Genomic DNA, 19,934 nt, shown 5'->3' with positions numbered 1-19,934 from the left:
GGGGAATTGACCTGATCCTAGTCGCGCCGCATTGTATGGGTGAACCCTTATATTGCATGGCCAACAATAAATGTGGACCCCCACCCTAGGCGACACCTCCCTGCCCCGCTACCTCGAACTGGTCGAGGCGATTGCGCGGGCGATCGAAAGCGGCGAGCTGAAAGTGGGCGAGCGCCTGCCGCCGCAGCGGCGCCTGGCCTGGAACCTGGGCCTGAACCCCAGCACCACCCAGCAGGCGTACCGCGAGGCAGCGGCCCGGCACCTGGTGTCCGGTGAGGTAGGGCGCGGCACCTACGTGCTGGCGGGCAGCAAGGAAGCCACGCTGTTCCGCCTCAAGCAACCCGGCCAGCAAGCGACGCAGATCGACCTGTCGACCAATGTGCCGGTGGCCGACGACAGCAACCCCGACCTGGCGCATGCCTTGCGCCATCTGCTGGAACAAGGCCCTGCCGGCCAGCTCGAGCATTACCTGGGTGCCGAACAGTTGCTGCGCGGGCGCCTTCAGGGCGCCGCCTGGCTGCGCCGGCGCGGCCTGCAACTGGACGAGCGCCAGGTGCTGCTGTGCGGCGGTGCCCAGCTGGGGTTGTTCAACGTGCTGCTTTCGCTGTGCCAGCCAGGAGACGCCGTGATGGTCGAGGCCTTGACCGCACCCGGCATCAAGGCGGCCTGTCGACAATTGCGCCTGCCGTTGCACGAGGTTGCGCTGGACGGCCAGGGCATCCAGCCCGACGACCTGGACCGTGTCGCACGTGCCACCGGCGCGCGGGTCGTGGTGCTGACGCCGACCCTGCAGAACCCCACCGGCGCCTGCATGGGAGCAGCGCGCCAGGCCGCCATTGCCGCAGTGATCGAGCGCCATGCCCTGATCTTGATCGAGGATGATGTCTACGGTGCCCTGGCCGATACCCCGGCGCTGCTGGCACAGGTGGGCGGGCGCGGCGTGCTGGTCACCAGCCTGTCGAAGAGCGTCGCGGCCGGTTTGCGCCTGGGCTGGATCGTCGGCAGCGCCGAGTTGCTGGCGCGCATCGACCCGCATGCCCAGGCAACACACTGGCCGGTGTCGCCGCTGGACCTGGAGATCGCCTGCCGCTGGATCGATGACGGCACCGCGGCGCGACGCGTGGCCTGGCAGCGTGAAGAAGTGGGTCAGCGCTGGCGGATGGCCAGGCGGATACTGGGCAAGGCATTGGTGGGGGATGTGCCTTCGCCGCATGTCTGGGTCAACGGTGTGCACGCCACAGCGTGCCGTGATGCCGGCGTGGCAGTGGTGCCAGCCGAGGTGTTCGCGGTGCGCCAGGGCGACCGGGCAGCGGTGCGCATCAGCCTGTCGGCGGCGCAGAGCCGGGTGCAGTTGAAGCAGGCGCTGGAAAGGGTGGCGGCAGTGGTTTCAGGGTGAGCGGGCCGCCCCTTCGCCGGCAAGGCCGGCTCCTGCAGAGAACGCGGTACCGGTGCCGGCGAAGAGGCCCTCCAATTCAATCGCAACATCCGGAGTGAAACCCCAGTCACCTTTTCTACACTGAACCTGCTCCCTTACCCACGGAAACCGGCATGAACCCGCTGTTCTATACCCAGGCCTGCGCCCACCTGGCCAGCCTCGACCCGAAGTGGGCCGCGCATATCGAGCGCATCGGCCCATGCCTGCACCAAACGCTGCCCACCCGCGACCCGTATCAGGCGCTGGTCAGGTCGATTGCCTACCAGCAATTGCACGCCAGGGCCGCCGAAGCGATCCTGCGGCGGTTCCTGGCGCTGTACCCCGGGCAGGCCTTCCCCACCCCCGAGCAACTGCTGGCCACCGCGCCCGAGCAACTGCGTGCCTGCGGGTTTTCCGCGAGCAAGCTGGCCACTATCCAGGGCATCGCCCAGGCTCGCCTCGACGGCCTGGTACCCGACCATGAGCTGGCCCGCCGTCTCGACGAAACCAGCCTGATCGAGCGCCTGACGCAACTGCGCGGGGTTGGACGCTGGACCGTGGAGATGCTGCTGATCTACACCCTTGAACACATGGACACCCTGCCCGCCGATGACTTCGGCGTGCGCGAAGGCTACCGTCGCCTGTTCGCCCTGCCCGCCCAGCCCACGCGCAAACAGATGCTGGAACTGGGCGCCCCGTGGAGCCCGTATCGCACCGTGGCCGCCTGGTACCTGTGGCGCGTACCCGCCACCGGATGAAACCCGGGCGAATTCCACCGCAAGACCCGGAGTGCCGCCCCGCACGGCACCACCTACCCTCACCACATCGCCCTCAGCCAAGAGCCACTCGCCATGCCCCGCACACCTTCGATCGATGTCAACGACCCACGCTGGCAAGCCGTGCTAGCCCGCGACGCCGCGGCGGATGATGATTTCGTCTATGGGGTTCGCACCACCGGGGTCTACTGCCGCGCCTCCAGCCCGTCACGGTTGCCGCGCCCGGAGAACGTCGAGTTCTTCGACACTGCCGCCCAGGCCGAGGCCGCCGGCTATCGCCCCAGCCGGCACTACGCCGCCGACCCGCGCCAACTGGCCGAGCAGCATGCCACCCAGGTCACCCGGGCCTGCCAGCTGATCGAAACGGCCGAGGTCGAGCCCAGCCTCAAGCAAGTGGCCGCCCATGTCGGCATGAGCCCGTATCACTTCCACCGGGTGTTCAAGGCCGCGACCGGCCTCACCCCCAAGGCCTACGCCAATGCCAGACGCGCGCACAAGGTACGCCGGCAGCTTGAGCAGCCGGGCTCGATCACCGACGCCCTGTACAAGGCTGGCTACAACTCCAACAGCCGTTTCTACGAAGACAGCAACGCCCGGCTGGGCATGACCCCGGCCGCCTATCGCGCGGGCGGCGCCAATGCCTCGATCCGCTTTGCCATTGCCCAGTGCTCACTCGGCGCGCTGTTGGTGGCCCAAAGCGAGCGCGGAGTGTGCGCCATCCTGCTCGGCGACGACCCCGAGGCGTTGCTGCACGACCTGCAGGACAAGTTTCCCAAGGCCGAACTGATTGGCGCCGACGCCGAATTCGAGCAGTGGGTGGCCAAGGTGGTGGGGTTCATAGAAGCGCCCGCCCTGGGCCTGGACCTGCCACTGGACCTGCGCGGCACGGCCTTCCAGGAGCGGGTGTGGCAGGCGTTGCGCAGCATCCCGGCAGGCAGCACCGCCAGCTACGCCGAGATCGCCCAGCGCATTGGCGCGCCCAGGGCAGTCAGGGCGGTGGCCCAGGCGTGCGCCGCCAACAGCCTGGCGGTGGCAGTGCCCTGTCATCGGGTCGTACGCAGTGATGGCAACCTGTCCGGCTACCGCTGGGGCGTGGAGCGCAAGCAGGCGCTCCTGGCCCGGGAACAACAGCCCAGTGACCTGTAATGATCAGCCCTGGCTGCAGCCGTCGCCCATGGCGCGGTATTCGATGGTGTGGCGCTGGCCCTGATGGTCTTCATAGGTCATGGTGGCCGGCACCACTTCGCAGACATTGGGCAGGGTCGAGAGGCTTATCACCCGGGCGATGTCCAGGTTGGTCGAATAGTCATATTGCTCGACCACCGGCTGCGCAGCAGCGGTCTTGACCTCGTCCGCTAGGGCGAACGAAGAGACACCCACCAATACAAGTGCAAGTAAGGTTTTCATGGTATTAGGCCTGCAAAGCAATCAAACGAAGTGTTTGACTTCATCAGCCGAGTTGGCGCGGAGAAGTTGTCATATCAACGAATGGACATAACACGAAGTACCGATCCCGTTACGCTTCTAGTTGCTGGGATGGGTCAAGTTTATAAGGTTGCGAAGGTGGTTGAAGCCCGAAGCCGGACATTCACTGTTACCGCCTCGGTAACAATAACCGCACGGCAAGCCCTCGACAGCCTACCCAAGCCCGTGTAAAAGCCCGTGCCAGAGCCCTTGCTGGAAACCGCCGTGAGTGAAATACGCTACAGCCTGCTAAGCGCTGCCGAGCGCCCTTTGCTGAACAAATTCTATCGCGCCGAAGGTACGGCCATGCGTGCCAGTGCCAAGGGCGAGGCCTGGGTGGCGCGTGCGGGTGAGCTTGTCGCCGCAGTGAACATGAGCGCGGTACCCGAGGGGTTCTGGCTGACCGGCTTGCTGGTGGCACCCGCCTGGCGCGGCCGGCGCATTGCACGACAACTGATCGAGCATGCCTGCGCCGGCAAGCCGGGCACGGTGTGGCTGTTCTGCCACCCGGACCTGCTGGCCTTCTACCAGCCACTGGGGTTCAGCCCTGCCGGCGCACTGCCGCTGCAGCTCAATGAGCGTCTGGCGCGCTATCAGCGCAGCAAATCGTTGATCGCGTTGGCGCGGGATCAGTCGTCGCTGGCCGGGTCCAGCCCCGGGAACAGCACCTCGGTATAACCGAACTTGCTGAAGTCATGAATGCGCGAGGGGTACAGGCGACCGATCAGGTGATCGCATTCGTGCTGCACCACCCGCGCATGAAAACCCTCTGCCGAGCGCTCGATGGGCTGGCCCTGCGGGTCGACCCCGCTGTAGCGAATGTGCCGGTAGCGGCTGACCACGCCGCGCAGGCCGGGCACCGACAGGCAGCCCTCCCAGCCATCCTCGACCTCGGTGCCCACCGGGGTGATCACCGGGTTGAGCAGAATGGTCTGTGGCACGGGCTCGGCATCCGGGTAGCGCTCGCTACGCTCGAAGCCGAAGATCACCAGTTGCAGGTCGACCCCGATCTGCGGCGCCGCCAGCCCCACGCCGCCCACGTGCTGCATGGTGTCGAACATGTCGGCAATCAGCTGCTCCAGCTCGGCAGTGCCGAACAGGCGGGCCGGTACGGGCGGTGCAACGCGCAACAGGCGCTCGTCGCCCATCTTCAGGATGTCACGAATCATGCGGGGCTCGGCTCACGGGTTCAGGCGCGGAATCGGACGGGATGGAGTGATCGCGCCCCAACCCGGAAACATGCTTTTTATCATGTTCCGGCGCATCGTCGTCGGGCATTTCCTTCTCGCCAGGGTCCTTGCCTTCGGCCGACATGTGCTCGATCACCGCATTCATCTCCGCCCCCAGCAGCAATACTGCGGCAGAAATATAGAAGTACAGCAACAGCACGATGATCGCACCGATGCTGCCGTACATCGCGTTGTAGTCGGCAAACGTCTTGACGTAGTAGCCAAACCCCAGCGACGCGATGATCCACACCACCACCGCCAGTACCGAGCCGGGGGTGATGAAGCGAAATTCCTGCTCCACATCGGGCATCACGTAATAGATCAATGCCACCGCCACCATCATCAGGATGATGATGGCCGGCCAGCGCAGGATGGTCCACAGCGTGACGATGAACTCCTGCATGCCTACCTGCGAGGCGATCCATTCCATCACCTGCGGGCCGAGCACCATCAAGGCGGCGGCGGCCAGCAGCATGCCGGCGATTCCGACGGTATACAGCACCGAGAGCGGGATGCGCTTCCACACCGGGCGCCCTTCCACCACGTCATAGGCGGCGTTCATCGCGCTCATCATCAGGCGCACGCCCGCCGACGCGGTCCACAGGGCGATCACGATACCTACCGAGAGCAGCCCGCCCTTGGATTGCTGCAACTGGTCGATCACCGGGTTGACCTGCTCCAGCGCCTGGGGCGGCAACACCAGTTCCGACTGCAGGCGCAGCCAGGTGAAGAAGTCGGGCAGATGCAGGAACCCGATCAGGGCGATCAGGAACAGCAGGAAGGGGAACAGCGAAAACAGCATCTGGTAGGCCAGGGCCGACGCATAGGTGGACATCTCGTCATCGAGAAACTCGCTTACCGTGCGCACCAGAACACGATGCAACGGCAGGCCGTGCAAGTTGGGGAAAATCATAGCGTCTCCTTTCGCCGCTCCACTGTCATAGGCAGTAATCCAAGCGTTGGGGGGGTGTTTTACCTGACGGTAGTCTAGTAGACCACGTCTGTGAGGTTACGATTGATTGCCACAGACAGCAGAACGGCCACCCGAAGATGGCCGTTATCGGCTACACGCGCAGCCGGTCAGGGCTTTTTCACAGCATCCTTGACCGCATCCTTGGCCTTGCCCACTGCCTGCTGGGTTTCGCCCTTGACTTCCTGGGCCTTGCCCTCGGCGCGCAGTTTATCGTTATCGGTCACCTTGCCCACGCCTTGCTTGATGTTGCCTACCGCTTCGTTGGCCAAGCCTTTTGCTTTGTCCGAAGTGCTGCTCATGGCATTTCTCCTGAAAGGGAACAGATAGCTGTCAGTGTCGACAGTCAGTGGACCCGCCCGCTTCTGCGAGAGTTTCAAATATTTTTGGGCGGTGTGTATTCCCACAATGGATAAACAGCGGGCGAATATCGCACCCAATCGTGCCTGGCCTGCGCCAGGGGCTGTCGGCTTTGCCTAGAATCGGGCACCAGCGCCCTGCAGCCCGGGCGCGATAAAAACAACAGACACAGCGATCACTACCCATGCGTATCTCCCCCTTGCTGGCAGCCCTGCTGCTGGCCGTACCTGCCCATGCCCTGCACGCAGCACCTGCCGTACAGCCCGCCGCCCTGACCACCCTGGTGGTCGATCGCTATGCCGACGACGAGCAGCCCGGCAGCCTGCGCTGGGCCATCGAGCGCAACAACCAGGCGCCCGGCACCTACCGGATCGAGATCCGCCCGGTCGGCCAGCCGCCCTACGTGATCAAGCCCGCTTCGGCCCTGCCGCCGATTCTCGGCCCGGTCAGCCTCGAAGGTGCGGCCTGGAAGCGCAGCGGCGAGTACATCGCCATCGACGGTTCGGCCTATATCGTCGGCAACGGCACGCGCGCATGCCCTGGCGCCGTGCCCGGACAGTTCGGCACCAATGTGCGCACCACCACCGGCCCGGGGCTGGTGATACGCGATACCCAGGGCGTGGAGATTTCCGGCCTGGATGTGCGTAATTTCTGCATCGGCATCCTGGTCAACCGCGCCAGCCACACCGTCATCCAGGACAACCGCATCACCGCCAACAAGGGTGGCGCCGGCATCATGCTGACCGGCGACGACGGCCAGGGCAATTCGACCGCCACCACCACGGTGAACAACAAGGTGCTGCGCAACCAGCTGGTGGACAACGGCGACGGCCTGGAGCTGACCCGCGGCGCGGCGTTCAACCTGGTGGCCGACAACCTGTTTCGCTCCACCCCGGCCAACGCGGAGCCCTCCCAGGGCATCGAGATCCTGTGGGGCAATGACAACACGGTGGTGCGCAACCGCTTCGAGGACTATTCCGACGGCCTGCAGATCAACTGGGGCCAGCGCAATTACCTGGGGGCCAACACCTTTACCGGCAACTCCATTGGCGTGAGCGTCAGCGGTGCGGGCAACATCCTCGATGGCAACCTGATCCACGGCAACCGCATCGGCGTGGCGCTGCGCCCGGAGCCGACCTCCACCAGCAACCGCCTGACCGCCAACCGCATCTGGAACAACAGCCAGGATATCCGGCGCTGCGAAGCGGGCGGTTCGTGCGTGCCCGATCAGCGCACCGGTGCCATCGTGTTTTCGGTGCCGGCGCTGGAGCATGCGATCTATGTGGGTTCGCGCGGCATCGGTGTCGACCCGTCGGGCACCAACCGGGCGATCATCTGCACCGACAAGGCCGCACCGCAGGGTTGCCAGCCGGTACCCAATCACGATCAGGCGGCCCCGCTGCTCAAGGCAGTCAAAGGTGACCGCTTGCTGGGCCAGGTGAGTGGCGAGCCCGACAGCCTGTTGCGGGTGGAGGTGTTCGGCAATGCTGACTCAAAGGCCAGTGAAGCGGAGCAGTATCTGGGCGAAGTGATGGTGGCGACGGATGCCAAGGGTCAGGCGCAGTTCGAGTATGTATTGCCGCAAGCAGATGGGCTGCAGGCGTTCACCGCGACGGTCACCCGGACCGACGGGGCCACCTCGGAGTTGAGCAAGGCGCTGGCGCGCTGAGGACCGCGGGGCGGCCATTCGTCGGCAGGGATTGTCTGCGAATGGTCGGCCCTGTCAGCAGGCCCCGCTTTAGTTTTCAGCGCAATCCCAGCACAATGGCCGACCTTTCAAGCGTCACCCGTAGGAACCTGCATGAAACTCGACAAACCCACCGCCATCGCCCGTCGCAACCAGGCGCTGGAACGCCCTGTGCTCAACAGCGACAACACCCTGTTTGCCGTGCTCGATACCAAGCGCAGCCTGTGGTGGTTCGATGTGCCGGTGAAGCTGGTGCTGCCCAAGAGCGTGGCCGACTGGGTCAACCTACTGCTCTACACCCCGGAGACCGACCAGTTGCAGCACCTCAAGGTGCCGGTCAACTTCCTGCGTGCGCACCTGGAGAAGATGGAAGTACGCAAGCCGGGCAAGCGTCGCTCGACCATCAGTCTGGCGCTGAGCGCCGACCGCGACTCGCTGCTGCAGGACTTGCGTCCGGGCGGCGAAAACCTGAGCTTTGCCGCCTTCGTGCAGGTCTGATCAGACCAGTTCGATGCGGTCGGCGTGAATCACGATGCGCCCGTCCTTGTACAGGGCGCCGATCGCTTTCTTGAAATTGCCCTTGCTCACCCCGAACAGGTCGCTGATCACCTGCGGGTCGCTCTTGTCGCTGACCGGCAGCACGCCGTTGGCGGCCTTGAGCTTGTCGAGGATCTTGTCGTTCAGCGTGCTGGCCAGGGCCTGGCCGACCGGCTGCAGGCTCAGGGCGATCTTGCCGTCGCTGCGCAGCTCCTTGATGTAGCCCTTCTCCTGCTTGCCCGAACGCAAGAACTTGAACACTTCGTTCTTGTGGATCAGGCCCCAGTGCTTGTTGTTGATGATGGCCTTGAACCCCATCGGGGTTTCCTCGACCACCAGCAGGTCGACTTCCTGGCCCACGCTGTAGTTGGCCGGCAGCTTGTCGAGGTAGCGGTCCAGGCGCGCGGTGGCGGTGATGCGCCGGGTGCGCTTGTCGAGGTAGGCATGCACCACGCAGTACTCGCCCGCCTTCATCTGGCGTTTTTCTTCGGAGTACGGCATCAACAGGTCCTTGGGCAGGCCCCAGTCGAGGAAGATGCCGATGCTGTTGATTTCCACCACCTTGAGGCTGGCGAACTCGCCCACCTGCAGTTTGGTCTTCTCGGTGGTGGCGATCAGCTTGTCTTCGCTGTCGAGGTAGACGAAGACGTTGAGCCAGTCCTCGACCTCGGTGGGCGTGTCCTTGGGGATGTAACGGTTGGGCAGCAGGATCTCGCCGTCCGCCCCGCCGTCCAGGTACAGACCGAAATCCGTGTGCTTGACCACTTGCAAAGTGTTGTAACGCCCAACTAAAGCCATTTGCTGAAATCCTCGTTGCGAGGCTGGCATTCTACACGCTACGGGAACCGCCAGGCGCGCCGTTGTTCTATAAACACAAGCACGCCCCTGCAAGGATATGCACCCATGGATGCCTGCCTGTCCACGTTGTTTCGCTGCCTTTCGCTGCTGGTGCTGTCGACGCTGCTGGTCGGCTGCAACCGCATGGACCTCGCCTACCGCAACCTCGATGTACTGGTGCCCTGGTCTCTGAGCGATTACCTGAGCATGAATCGCCAGCAGAAAGGCTGGCTGGACGAACGACTCAAGGCGCACCTGGCATGGCATTGTCGTACACAGCTGCCGGGCTATCTGACATGGCTGGGCGATATTCGACAGATGGTCGCGCACAACGAGGTCACCGACGCGCAGCTAAGGCTGCGCACCGAGCAGGCCAAGCAGGCCATCGCCGAGGTGGCCGACCAGATCATGCCGTCGGCCACGCAGCTGCTGCGCGGCATGGACGACGAACAGGTCAGCGACATGCGCGAGGCGTTTGCCGAAGACATTCGCGAGCGCGAGGCCAAGTATGTGAAGACGCCGCTGGCCAGGCAGATCGAGCAGCGCCAGCAGCGCATGGAAAAACGCCTGACGCCATGGCTGGGCGAACTGAACCCGCAGCAGCGCCTGCGCGTGGCGCAGTGGTCACAGGCGTTGGGCGAACAGAACCGTCAGTGGATCGCCAACCGCGCACACTGGCAGGCGCAGTTCAGCGCGGCGATGGAGCAACGGCGCAGCGAGGCATTCGAACCAAGGCTGGAACAACTGCTCAAGCAGCGCGAAAGCCTGTGGACGCCGGAGTACCGAATGGCCTACCAGCGTACCGAACAGGAGGCGCGCAGCCTGCTGGTGGACCTGATGGCGCAGAGCAGCGAGCAGCAACGTCAGCACCTGCAGGGCAGGCTGGCCAAGGTGCAGCAGGACTTCAGCAAGCTCAAGTGCCTGCAATCCTGAACCGATTCGCCGGCAAGGCCGGCTCCTACAGGCGCGACGCGCTTCCCCTTGGCGCCGGCAAGGCCGGCGAAGCTGCTCAGTTCTCCCGGCACTTGCGCCGGTACGGGAACACATCGATCACCTTCCCCTCCCGTATCGCCGCCTGCAGCCCCTTCCAGTAATCGGCGTCATACAACTCGCCATGCAGCTGGCTGAACAGCCGCCGCTGACCGATGTCGGCAAACAGAAACGGCGGGAACTCCTCGGGGAACACGTCCAGCGGCCCTATCGAGTACCACGGCTCGCTGGCCATCTCGTCCTCGGGGAAACGCGGCGGCGGGATATAGCGGAAGTTGGCTTCGGTCAGAAAGCAGATCTCGTCATAGTCATAGAACACCACCCGCCCATGCCGGGTAACGCCAAAGTTCTTCAGCAGCATGTCGCCGGGGAAGATGTTCGCCGCCGCCAGTTGCTTGATCGCCAGCCCGTAGTCCTCCAGCGCCTCGCGCACCTGGGCCTCGTTGGCGTTTTCCAGGTACAGGTTCAGCGGGGTCATGCGCCGCTCGGTCCAGCAGTGGCGGATAAGCACCGTGTCGCCCTCCACCACCACGGTCGACGGCGCCACTTCCAGCAGCTCGGCCAGGCACTCGGGCTCGAACTTGCCCAGCGGGAAGCGAAAGTCGGCGAACTCCTGGGTATCGGCCATGCGCCCCACGCGGTCGACGCTCTTTACCAGGCGGTACTTCTCGATGACCGTGGCGCGGTCGACACTCTTGGACGGCGAGAAGCGGTCCTTGATGATCTTGAACACGGTGTTGAAGCCCGGCAGGGTGAACACGCTCATGACCATGCCGCGCACGCCGGGGGCCATGATGAAGCGGTCATCGGTACTGGCCAGATGATTGATCAGCGCCCGGTAGAACTCGGACTTGCCGTGCTTGTAGAAACCGATGGAGGTGTACAGCTCGGCGATGTGCTTGCCCGGCAGGATGCGCTTGAGAAAGCCCACGAACTCGGCCGGCACCGGCACATCGACCATGAAGTACGAGCGAGTGAACGAGAAGATGATCGACACATCGGCTTCATCGGTGATCAGCGCATCGATTTCGATGCCGTGGCCTTCGTGGTGCAGCAGCGGAATCACCAGCGGCCACTGTTCATCGTGGGTGAACAGCCGGCCCACCAGGTAGGCCCCCTTGTTGCGATAGAGCACCGAGGAAAACAGCTCCACCTGCAGTTGCGGGTCCTTGCACACCCAATCGGGCAGGTTCTCGCGCAACTGCGCCTCCAGGCGCGCCAGGTCGCCGGGCAGGTCGGCGAAGGGCACCGCGAAGGCGTAGTCGGCGAAAACCTGCGCGAGCATCTCGCCCAGCCCGCCCTGGGGGCGGTAGGTGCGGGTCTGCGCTGCGCGCTCATGGGCGCGCAGTGCCGGGCGCGTGGTATGGATGAACATGCAGCCGTCGCTGATCAGGTCATGGCTGAACAGGCTGCAGAAAATCGAGTTGTACCAGGTTTCGGAAAGCTCATCGTCCAGCCGCGGGTCGATCAGGCTGATGTAGGCGCTCTTGACCAGCGGCCAGAACGTCGCATCCAGCAGAACCTCGGGCTCGAAAGCGCCGGCCAGCCAGCCGCTGACCTCGCTGACCTTTTCCTCGTAGAGATTGATACGTGCCGCCGAGGCCGTCTGGATCTGCTGCCATTGCGCGAGCTCGAAGCGTTGGCGTGCCCCGTCGGTGATCTGGCGAAAGTGCTCACGGTAGCTGTCGAAGCCATCGAGAATCATCCGGGCGATGGCGGCGGCCGGCCATTGTTGGGGCATGGGTAAGACCTCTGCGGGAATTTCAAAGACCTGAGCTTAGCCAGTCACGCAAGGCTGCGATAGCCTACTTAGGAACCGTTTCGCGCCCTTCGCCGGCAAGGCCGGCTCCTACAGATACCGCCCCCACAGCAGGAGCCAGCGGTGCTGGCGAAAGCGCCCGAATTGACACCGCAAGAAAGCGAGAGAGCCCACCCTGGCTTTTACCGTAAACTCCCGCCCCTGCCCCTGTTACCCGGAGAACCCCCGTGAGCCCCATCGCCATCACCCGACTGTTGATTCTCGCTGCCGTGTGGGGGGCCAGTTTTCTGTTCATGCGCATCATTGCGCCGGTGCTGGGCACCCTGCCCACCGCCTTCTTTCGCGTCTCAATCGCCTGCGCCGGGTTGCTGGTGATTCTCGCCCTGCTGCGCGTGCGCTGGGACTTCCAGGGCAAACTCAAGGCCTGCCTGTTTCTGGGCATGATCAACTCGGGAATACCCGCAACGCTCTACTCGGTGGCCGCACAGGTGCTGCCCGCCGGCTACTCGGCGATCTTCAACGCCACCACGCCGCTGATGGGCGTGCTGATCGGCGCGCTGTTCTTTCGCGAGGCCATGACCCTGCCCAAGCTGGGCGGCATCTTCCTGGGCCTGTTCGGGGTCGGGATTCTCAGTGGCGCGGGGCCGGTGGCCTTCGACGCCAGGCTCATGCAGGGCGCCCTCTCGTGTCTGGCGGCCACCACCTGCTATGGCTTCTCGGGGTATCTGGCGCGGCGCTGGCTCGACCAGCAGGGCGGCCTGGACAGTCGCCTGTCGGCGCTGGGCAGCATGATGGGCGCCACCTTGCTGTTGCTGCCGCTGTTCGGCTTCAGCGTGATCACCCAGCCACCTGCCAGCTGGGGCGGCTGGCAGGTGTGGTTGTCGCTGCTGGGGCTGGGCCTGTTGTGCACCGCCTTCGCCTACATCCTGTACTTTCGCCTGATCAGCGAAATCGGCCCGGTAAAATCCACCACCGTGACCTTCATGATCCCGGCCTTCGGCGTGCTGTGGGGCGCGTGGCTGCTGGACGAGCCCCTGTCGATGGCGCACCTGTATGGCGGGCTGCTGATTGCCGTGGCCTTGTGGCTGGTGCTCAAGCCGGCCCGCCAGGCCCGTCAGCTGGCCAGCGACTGATCCACCGTGTCAGGCTTGGTCGCGGGCTTGCGGAACACGAACAGCAGGCCCACCACGATCAAGCCCATGCCCAGCAGGCTCAAGGCCGCCAGGCGATTGCCGAAGATCAGGTAGTCCATCACCGCCGTCACCGCCGGCACCAGGTAGAACAGGCTGGTGACATTGACCAGGTTGCCCTTGGCGATCAGCCGGTACAGCAGCAAGGTCGCCAGCAACGACACCACCAGGCCCATCCACAGCACCGAGAACACAAAGCTGGTATTGGGGTTGACCGCCAGCGGCTGGAACGGTGCAAACAGCGCGCACATCAGCAGCCCCGCCAGGTACTGCAAGGGCAGCGTGCCCACCGGGTTGCTGGTGATGCGCTTCTGCATGATCGAGCCGAACGTCATGCTGGCCAGCGCCAGCAGCGCGAACAGCATGCCCGCCAGCGAGATGCCGCCCAGGCCGATGCCCTGGTACACCACCATCACCAGCCCGATCAGCCCCAGGCTCAGGCCGAACAGCCGGCTGAACGAACGCTTGCGCTCCATCAGCACCACCGTGAGGATAGGCTGCACGCCCATCACGGTGGCCATGATGCCGGGCGTCACCTTCAGGTCCAGCGCCAGCAGGTAGAAGATCTGGTAGGCACCGAGCAGCACGCAGCCGGTGGCGATGGCTTGCAGCAACGGGCCGCGACCGCGTGGCCAGTGCAGGCGCAGCAACGGGCCGAGCAGCAGCAGGCCGACAAAGGCAATCGCAAAGCGGATCAGCAGAAAGGCAAAGGGCGAGGCCTGCGCCAGGCCGAGCTTGGAGACGATGGCGCCGCTGCTCCAGAGCAGGACGAACAGGCTGGTGGTGGCCGCCGAGGCCACGGATTGTTTCGAGATAACTGACATGAAATGCCACCTGTATTCGGGCAAGTAAGCCGAACGGTCGAGCTGCGCGGTGCAGCCGGCCGTATTCAGTAGGGTTCAGGTGTGGTGGGGGCGCAGCCAGTGGCCGCTCAGCCCAGCACTACAACCACGCCGGGTGGTGCGACAACGCACGCCACGGGGCTACTGACAGGTGGTGGGTAGTGACTGATCATGACCGGCTGCTGGGACCCACGCACGACCACGACCGCGTCGGGCGCGGTAGCGAATACGGTGGTGGGGCGGGAAGCTGGCATGTGCAGGTCTTCGGTGAGGTGAACTGTGGGTGAATATAGCCACACTCGCGACACGGTGCAAGGCCCGCCCCGGCAGGGGCCAACCTTGCACCGAGTGTGGTCAGAACAGCCAGCGGTACAGCAGGTAAGCAACCAGCACCGCCAGCACCGGGCGCAGCACGCGGTAGGCCTTGGGGTTGGCGCGCTTGAAGGTCTTGACCCGGCTGCTGATCACGGTACTGAAGCGTTTGCTCCAGGCATACGCCTGGTTGATGCCGCCCACGCGCTCGTCGTCGGTGTTCTGCGGCGCGGTGGCCCGGCCCAGGAAGGCACTGACCTTGCGGTTGATGCGGGTCATCAGCGGGCTGGTCAGCGGTCGCTCGATATCGCAGAACAGGATCACCCGGGTGGTCTCGGTTTCGTTCTTCACCCAGTGCACGTAGGTTTCATCGAACATCACGTCTTCGCCATCGCGCCAGGCGTAAACCTGGCCGTCGACATAGATGCGGCAGTCGTCCGAGTTCGGCGTGGACAGCCCCAGGTGATAGCGCAGCGAACCGCCGAATGGGTCGCGGTGCGGGTTCAGGTGGCTGCCACCCGGCAGCAGGGCGAACATCGCGCCCTTGACGTTGGGGATGCTGTTGACCAGCTCGACGGTGCGGGGGCACAGCGCCTCGGCCGATGGCAGCGCCTTGTCGTACCACTTCAGGTAGAAGCGCTTCCAACCCTTCTTGAAGAACGAACCGAAGCCGGCATCGTTGTCTTTTTCGGCGGCTCGGATGTAGCCCTCGTCGAACAGGTGCATGGCCTCCTCGCGGATCACCTGCCAGTTGTCCTTGAGCACGTCCAGCTCGGGGAAGCGGCTACGGTCCAGGTAGGGCTTGGAAGGCACCCCCGAAAACAGGTACATAAGGGCGTTATAGGGGGCGAACAGCGCCGAATGGTTGACGAACTGGCGCAACACGGGCAAACGCGCCTTGCCGCGCAGGTGCACGTACAGGGTGCTGCCGAAGAACAGCAGCAGTACACCTGCCTTGGCGACAAAGGAAAAGGTCATGCAACACTCCTTGAATTTCGATCAGGCCATCGCTGCCGGATAATCGGACATGATAAACCGATCCGGCCCCGGTAAAAACAACCGGGGCCGGACATTCAGTGTTGGCAATTGTGCAACAACGCAGTGCGCCGAACATTGAGGCGGATCAGCCTCGGTGGAGCCTGGCGGTGGTTACTGCTGGTTTTCCTGCTCGGTGAACAGGTCGCTGAAGAGCATGCTCGACAGGTAGCGCTCGCCCGAATCGGGCAGGATCACCACGATGGTCTTGCCCTGCATTTCCGGCTTTTCGGCCAGGCGTACCGCCACGGCCATCGCCGCGCCACAGGAGATACCGCACAGGATGCCCTCCTCCTGCATCAGTCGCAGGGCCATGGCCTTGGACTCCTCGTCGCTGGCCAGCTCGACCTGGTCGACCATCGACAGGTCCAGGTTGTTGGGTACGAAACCTGCGCCGATGCCCTGGATCTTGTGCGGGTTGGGCTTGATTTCCTGGCCGGCCAGGGCCTGGGTGATCACCGGAGACACCAGCGGCTCGACCGCCACCGACAGAATCGGCTTGCCCTGGGTGTTCTTGATGTAGCGCGACACACCGGTGATGGTGCCGCCGGTGCCCACGCCGGCAACCAGCACGTCGACCCCGCCGTCGGTGTCGTTCCAGATTTCCGGACCGGTGGTCTTCTCGTGAATGGCCGGGTTGGCCGGGTTGTCGAACTGCGCCGGCATGAAGTAGGTGGCCGGGTCGCTGGCTACGATTTCGGCGGCCTTCTCGATCGCGCCCTTCATGCCCTTGGCAGGCTCGGTCAGCACCAGCTCGGCACCCAGCGCCTTGAGTACCTTGCGCCGCTCGATGCTCATCGAGGCCGGCATGGTCAGCATCAGCTTGTAGCCGCGCGCAGCGGCCACGAAGGCCAGGCCGATACCGGTGTTGCCCGAGGTCGGCTCGACGATGGTCATGCCCGGCTTGAGCCGGCCGCTGCTTTCGGCGTCCCAGATCATGTTCGCGCCGATCCGGCACTTGACCGAATAGCCGGGGTTGCGCCCCTCGATCTTGGCCAGGATGGTCACGCCCCGCGGGGCGATGCGGTTGATCTGCACCAGCGGCGTGTTGCCGATGGAGTGCGCGTTGTCAGCGAAGATACGGCTCATGGCTTGGGTCCTTTTGGCACCGTGCGAAAACTTCAAGGGTATGCCTGCCCCTGCGGTGCGTCCACCCCGAACGAACCGATGCGCCCGTGCGGCGGTCAACCGATCATCCTCAATCACGGAACCCACGCCGATGAAACGCCGCTACCGCTGGCCCCTGTGGGGGCTGCTGGGCATTGCACTGTTGCTGCTGGCCCTGCACCTGACGCTGCCGATCCTGGTACGCAACTACTTGAACGAAAAGCTCGCCGACATGGGCGACTACCGCGGCCAGGTCACCGATGTCGACCTGGCCCTGTGGCGGGGTGCCTACAAGATCAACGGCCTGACCATCGTCAAGACCACGGGCAAGGTGCCGGTGCCGTTTCTGGAGGCGCCGCTGATCGACCTGTCGGTGAGCTGGCATTCACTGTGGTACGACCATGCCGTGGTGGCCGAAGTGACCTTCCTGCGCCCGAAACTGAACTTCGTCGATGGCGGCAACACCCAGGCGTCGCAGACCGGTAAGGGCACCGACTGGCGCGCGCAGCTGAGCAAGCTGCTGCCGATCACCCTCAACGAGCTGCGCATAGACGACGGCACCCTGACCTTTCGCAACTTCAATTCCAAACCGCCGGTCAGCCTTGAAGCGACCCAGCTCAACGCCAGCGTCTACAACCTGACCAACGTGGTGGACGTCGAAGGCAAGCGCGACGCCCGCTTCGAGGGCAAGGCCCGGCTGCTGGGCGACGCGCGGGTGGAAAGCACGGCCACCTTCGACCCGCTGAGCAACTTCGAGGACTTCCAGTTCCGCCTGCGCGCCACCGGCATCCAGCTGCGCCAGATGAACGACTTTGCCAGCGCTTACGGCAAGTTCGACTTCAATGCCGGGCACGGCGACGTGGTGATCGAGGCCGAGGCGAACAAGGGCCAGCTCAAGGGCTACATCAAGCCGTTGTTGCGCGATGTCGAAGTGTTCAACTGGCAGCAGGACGTGGAGAACAAGGACAAGGGGTTTCTGCGCTCGATCTGGGAAGCCCTGGTGGGCGGTACCGAAACGGTGCTCAAGAACCAGCGCAAGAACCAGTTCGCCACGCGCGTGGAACTTAGCGGCAGCGTGCATCACAGCGATATCAGCGCGTTCGAGGCGTTTTTGCAGATTCTGCGCAACGGCTTCGTGCAGGCATTCAATGCGCGGTATGAACAGGGGCCGCCGAAAGCTGACTGATCCATGGCGGTACTGGCCCTTTCGCTGGCAAGCCAGCGACTAGGCCAGGCCTGCCACCCCGGTTCCATGACCAATCATCCACAGACTGAATACCCCGTCCGCGTTCACAGCCACGCAAGCCCCGCGTTATAGTCGTCGCATGATAGTCACCGCATGACCATTTTTTGAGGATCGGTACATGAAGTTCGAAGGCACCAGCGCATACGTCGCCACAGATGACCTGAAACTGGCCGTCAACGCGGCGATCACCCTGGAGCGCCCGCTGCTGGTCAAGGGCGAACCCGGCACCGGCAAGACCATGCTCGCCGAGCAACTGGCCGAAGCCTTCGGTGCCAAGCTGATCACCTGGCACATCAAGTCCACCACCAAGGCCCACCAGGGCCTCTACGAGTACGATGCGGTCAGCCGCCTGCGCGACTCGCAGCTGGGCGTGGACAAGGTGCACGACGTGCGCAACTACCTGAAAAAGGGCAAGTTGTGGGAGGCCTTCGAAGCCGAGGAGCGGGTCATCCTGCTGATCGACGAAATCGACAAGGCCGACATCGAGTTCCCCAACGACCTGCTGCAGGAACTCGACAAGATGGAGTTCTACGTCTACGAGATCGACGAGACCATCAAGGCCAAACAGCGTCCGATCATCATCATTACCTCCAACAACGAGAAGGAACTGCCCGACGCCTTCCTGCGCCGCTGCTTCTTCCACTACATCGCCTTCCCCGATCGCGCCACGCTGCAGCAGATCGTCGACGTGCACTACCCCAACATCAAGCAGGACCTGGTCAGCGAGGCGCTGGACGTGTTCTTCGACGTGCGCAAGGTGCCGGGCCTGAAGAAAAAACCCTCCACCTCCGAGCTGGTCGACTGGCTCAAGCTGCTGATGGCCGACAACATCGGCGAAGCGGTATTGCGCGAGCGCGACCCGACCAAGGCCATCCCGCCGCTGGCCGGTGCACTGGTCAAGAACGAGCAGGACGTGCAGTTGCTGGAGCGCCTGGCGTTCATGAGCCGGCGCGGCAACCGCTGAGCCAACGGGGTCATTGCCATGCTGCTGAACCTGTTCAATGAAATGCGCGCGGCCAAGGTGCCGGTGTCGGTACGCGAGTTGCTCGACCTGCTCAATGCCTTGAAGCAGCGGGTGACCTTCGCCGACATGGACGAGTTCTACTATTTGGCGCGCGCCATCCTGGTCAAGGACGAGCGCCACTTCGACAAGTTCGACCGGGCCTTCTCGGCCTACTTCAAGGGCCTTGAAAACCTCGACCACCACCTGGAGGCGCTGATCCCCGAAGACTGGCTGCGCAAGGAATTCGAGCGTTCCCTGACGGATGAAGAGCGTGCGCAGATCCAGTCTCTGGGCGGTCTGGACAAGCTGATCGAAGCGTTCAAGAAACGCCTGGAAGAACAGAAGGAACGCCATGCCGGCGGCAACAAATGGATCGGCACCGGCGGTACCAGCCCGTTCGGCTCGGGCGGCTTCAACCCCGAGGGCATTCGCGTGGGCGATGCCGGCAAGCGCCAGGGCAAGGCGGTCAAGGTATGGGACCAGCGCGAGTACAAGAACCTCGACGACGGGGTGGAACTGGGCACGCGCAACATCAAGCTGGCCTTGCGCCGGCTGCGCAAGTTCGCCCGTCAGGGCGCGGCCGAAGAGCTGGATATCGACGGCACCATCGACCACACCGCGCGCGATGCCGGGCTGCTCAACATCCAGATGCGTCCGGAGCGGCGCAACAGCGTGAAGTTGCTGCTGCTGTTCGACATCGGCGGTTCGATGGACGCCCACGTGAAGATCTGCGAAGAGCTGTTTTCGGCCTGCAAGACCGAGTTCAAGCACCTGGAGTACTACTACTTCCACAACTTCGTGTACGAGTCGGTGTGGAAGAACAACCTGCGCCGCACCTCCGAGCGCACCTCGACCATGGACCTGCTGCACAAGTACGGCGCCGACTACAAGGTGGTGTTCGTTGGCGATGCGGCCATGGCGCCCTACGAGATCACCCAGCCCGGTGGCAGCGTGGAGCACTGGAACGAGGAAGCCGGGTATGTGTGGATGCGCCGCTTCATGGAGAAGTACAAGAAGCTGATCTGGATAAACCCCTACCCCAAGGACACCTGGGGCTATACCGCTTCGACCAACATCGTGCGCGAGCTGGTCGAGGACCGGATGTTCCCGCTGACCTTGCGCGGGCTGGAGGAAGGGATGCGGTTTCTCTCCAAGTAGCGGTGAACCCTTCGCCGG

20 protein-coding genes are annotated in these 19,934 nt (G+C 64.0%); 11 read left to right on the top strand and 9 right to left on the bottom strand.

What is annotated here, in order from left to right:
* The first annotated feature begins 70 nt into the window (after positions 1-70).
* From NJH59_RS20410 to ada, 3 genes are all read left to right on the top strand, one after another.
* Positions 71-1,396: a PLP-dependent aminotransferase family protein gene (locus NJH59_RS20410; protein ID WP_253087238.1), complete on the top strand. Its 1,326-nt coding sequence runs from the start codon at positions 71-73 to the stop codon at positions 1,394-1,396.
* 152 nt (positions 1,397-1,548) lie between these two features.
* On the top strand, positions 1,549-2,172 hold the full coding sequence (locus tag NJH59_RS20405; protein ID WP_229589622.1) for a DNA-3-methyladenine glycosylase: 624 nt from the start codon (positions 1,549-1,551) through the stop codon (positions 2,170-2,172).
* 93 nt (positions 2,173-2,265) lie between these two features.
* The gene (ada, locus tag NJH59_RS20400; protein WP_043864172.1) at positions 2,266-3,336 is read left to right on the top strand and encodes a bifunctional DNA-binding transcriptional regulator/O6-methylguanine-DNA methyltransferase Ada; all 1,071 of its coding nucleotides are present in this window, start codon (positions 2,266-2,268) and stop codon (positions 3,334-3,336) included.
* A gap of 3 nt (positions 3,337-3,339) precedes the next feature.
* Here the strand turns inward: ada and NJH59_RS20395 are convergent, their stop codons facing one another.
* A complete protein-coding gene (locus NJH59_RS20395) occupies positions 3,340-3,597 on the bottom strand; it encodes a DUF2790 domain-containing protein (protein ID WP_043864173.1) in 258 nt (85 codons plus the stop codon).
* A gap of 282 nt (positions 3,598-3,879) precedes the next feature.
* On the opposite strand from NJH59_RS20395, the gene NJH59_RS20390 reads away from it, so the two are divergent.
* Positions 3,880-4,332, top strand: a complete 453-nt coding sequence (locus NJH59_RS20390; RefSeq protein ID WP_043864174.1) for a GNAT family N-acetyltransferase — start codon at positions 3,880-3,882, stop codon at positions 4,330-4,332.
* Here NJH59_RS20390 and def read toward each other — a convergent pair.
* From def to NJH59_RS20375, 3 genes are all read right to left on the bottom strand, one after another.
* The gene (def, locus tag NJH59_RS20385) at positions 4,284-4,823 is read right to left on the bottom strand and encodes a peptide deformylase (RefSeq protein WP_043864175.1); all 540 of its coding nucleotides are present in this window, start codon (positions 4,821-4,823) and stop codon (positions 4,284-4,286) included. The two genes, NJH59_RS20390 and def, sit on opposite strands and share 49 nt — an antisense overlap.
* Entirely contained in the window at positions 4,813-5,796 is a 984-nt protein-coding gene (locus NJH59_RS20380; protein WP_043864176.1) for a YihY/virulence factor BrkB family protein, read from the bottom strand. Before NJH59_RS20380 ends, def begins: the two co-directional genes overlap by 11 nt.
* A 167-nt stretch (positions 5,797-5,963) precedes the next feature.
* Positions 5,964-6,155, bottom strand: a complete 192-nt coding sequence (locus tag NJH59_RS20375) for a CsbD family protein (protein WP_043864177.1) — start codon at positions 6,153-6,155, stop codon at positions 5,964-5,966.
* A gap of 242 nt (positions 6,156-6,397) precedes the next feature.
* Between NJH59_RS20375 and NJH59_RS20370 the strand changes: the two genes are divergently transcribed.
* Both NJH59_RS20370 and NJH59_RS20365 read left to right on the top strand, forming a co-directional pair.
* On the top strand, positions 6,398-7,882 hold the full coding sequence (locus NJH59_RS20370) for a nitrous oxide reductase family maturation protein NosD (RefSeq protein ID WP_253087237.1): 1,485 nt from the start codon (positions 6,398-6,400) through the stop codon (positions 7,880-7,882).
* A gap of 132 nt (positions 7,883-8,014) precedes the next feature.
* Complete coding sequence (locus NJH59_RS20365; protein ID WP_043864179.1) at positions 8,015-8,398, top strand: hypothetical protein; 384 nt, start codon at positions 8,015-8,017, stop codon at positions 8,396-8,398.
* On the opposite strand, the gene NJH59_RS20360 is transcribed toward NJH59_RS20365, so the two are convergent.
* Positions 8,399-9,235, bottom strand: coding sequence for a S1-like domain-containing RNA-binding protein (locus tag NJH59_RS20360; RefSeq protein ID WP_043864180.1), 837 nt, complete (start codon positions 9,233-9,235; stop codon positions 8,399-8,401).
* A gap of 105 nt (positions 9,236-9,340) precedes the next feature.
* On the opposite strand from NJH59_RS20360, the gene NJH59_RS20355 reads away from it, so the two are divergent.
* Positions 9,341-10,207, top strand: a complete 867-nt coding sequence (locus NJH59_RS20355; RefSeq protein WP_253087236.1) for a DUF6279 family lipoprotein — start codon at positions 9,341-9,343, stop codon at positions 10,205-10,207.
* 76 nt (positions 10,208-10,283) lie between these two features.
* On the opposite strand, the gene aceK is transcribed toward NJH59_RS20355, so the two are convergent.
* Positions 10,284-12,005 carry a bifunctional isocitrate dehydrogenase kinase/phosphatase gene (gene aceK, locus NJH59_RS20350; RefSeq protein WP_043864182.1) on the bottom strand — a complete coding sequence of 574 codons (1,722 nt, stop codon included), beginning with the start codon at positions 12,003-12,005 and terminating at the stop codon, positions 10,284-10,286.
* Between the two features lie 245 nt (positions 12,006-12,250).
* Here aceK and NJH59_RS20345 point away from each other — a divergent pair, with 245 nt between their 5' ends.
* Complete coding sequence (locus NJH59_RS20345) at positions 12,251-13,156, top strand: DMT family transporter (protein WP_054914956.1); 906 nt, start codon at positions 12,251-12,253, stop codon at positions 13,154-13,156.
* Here NJH59_RS20345 and NJH59_RS20340 read toward each other — a convergent pair.
* The 3 genes from NJH59_RS20340 to cysK form a co-directional block, all read right to left on the bottom strand.
* Entirely contained in the window at positions 13,138-14,037 is a 900-nt protein-coding gene (locus NJH59_RS20340) for a DMT family transporter (RefSeq protein WP_123752997.1), read from the bottom strand. The genes NJH59_RS20345 and NJH59_RS20340 overlap by 19 nt on opposite strands.
* Positions 14,038-14,409: 372 nt before the next feature.
* The gene (locus NJH59_RS20335) at positions 14,410-15,345 is read right to left on the bottom strand and encodes an aspartyl/asparaginyl beta-hydroxylase domain-containing protein (RefSeq protein ID WP_043864185.1); all 936 of its coding nucleotides are present in this window, start codon (positions 15,343-15,345) and stop codon (positions 14,410-14,412) included.
* A gap of 171 nt (positions 15,346-15,516) precedes the next feature.
* Positions 15,517-16,491, bottom strand: coding sequence for a cysteine synthase A (cysK, locus tag NJH59_RS20330; protein WP_043864186.1), 975 nt, complete (start codon positions 16,489-16,491; stop codon positions 15,517-15,519).
* A 130-nt stretch (positions 16,492-16,621) separates the two neighbouring features.
* Here cysK and NJH59_RS20325 point away from each other — a divergent pair, with 130 nt between their 5' ends.
* From NJH59_RS20325 to NJH59_RS20315, 3 genes are all read left to right on the top strand, one after another.
* Positions 16,622-17,695 (top strand): DUF748 domain-containing protein, encoded by a 1,074-nt coding sequence (locus NJH59_RS20325; RefSeq protein WP_054914958.1) that lies wholly within the window; start codon positions 16,622-16,624, stop codon positions 17,693-17,695.
* Between the two features lie 178 nt (positions 17,696-17,873).
* Complete coding sequence (locus tag NJH59_RS20320) at positions 17,874-18,719, top strand: MoxR family ATPase (RefSeq protein WP_043864188.1); 846 nt, start codon at positions 17,874-17,876, stop codon at positions 18,717-18,719.
* Between the two features lie 18 nt (positions 18,720-18,737).
* The gene (locus tag NJH59_RS20315) at positions 18,738-19,916 is read left to right on the top strand and encodes a VWA domain-containing protein (protein ID WP_253087235.1); all 1,179 of its coding nucleotides are present in this window, start codon (positions 18,738-18,740) and stop codon (positions 19,914-19,916) included.
* The last annotated feature ends 18 nt before the right edge of the window (positions 19,917-19,934 follow it).

This window comes from Pseudomonas sp. VE 267-6A, from assembly GCF_024126555.1.
GTDB classification, from domain to species: Bacteria; Pseudomonadota; Gammaproteobacteria; order Pseudomonadales; family Pseudomonadaceae; genus Aquipseudomonas; species Aquipseudomonas palmensis.
Note: the sequence above shows the minus strand (reverse complement) of the source record. Positions and strands in the feature narration are given on the sequence as shown.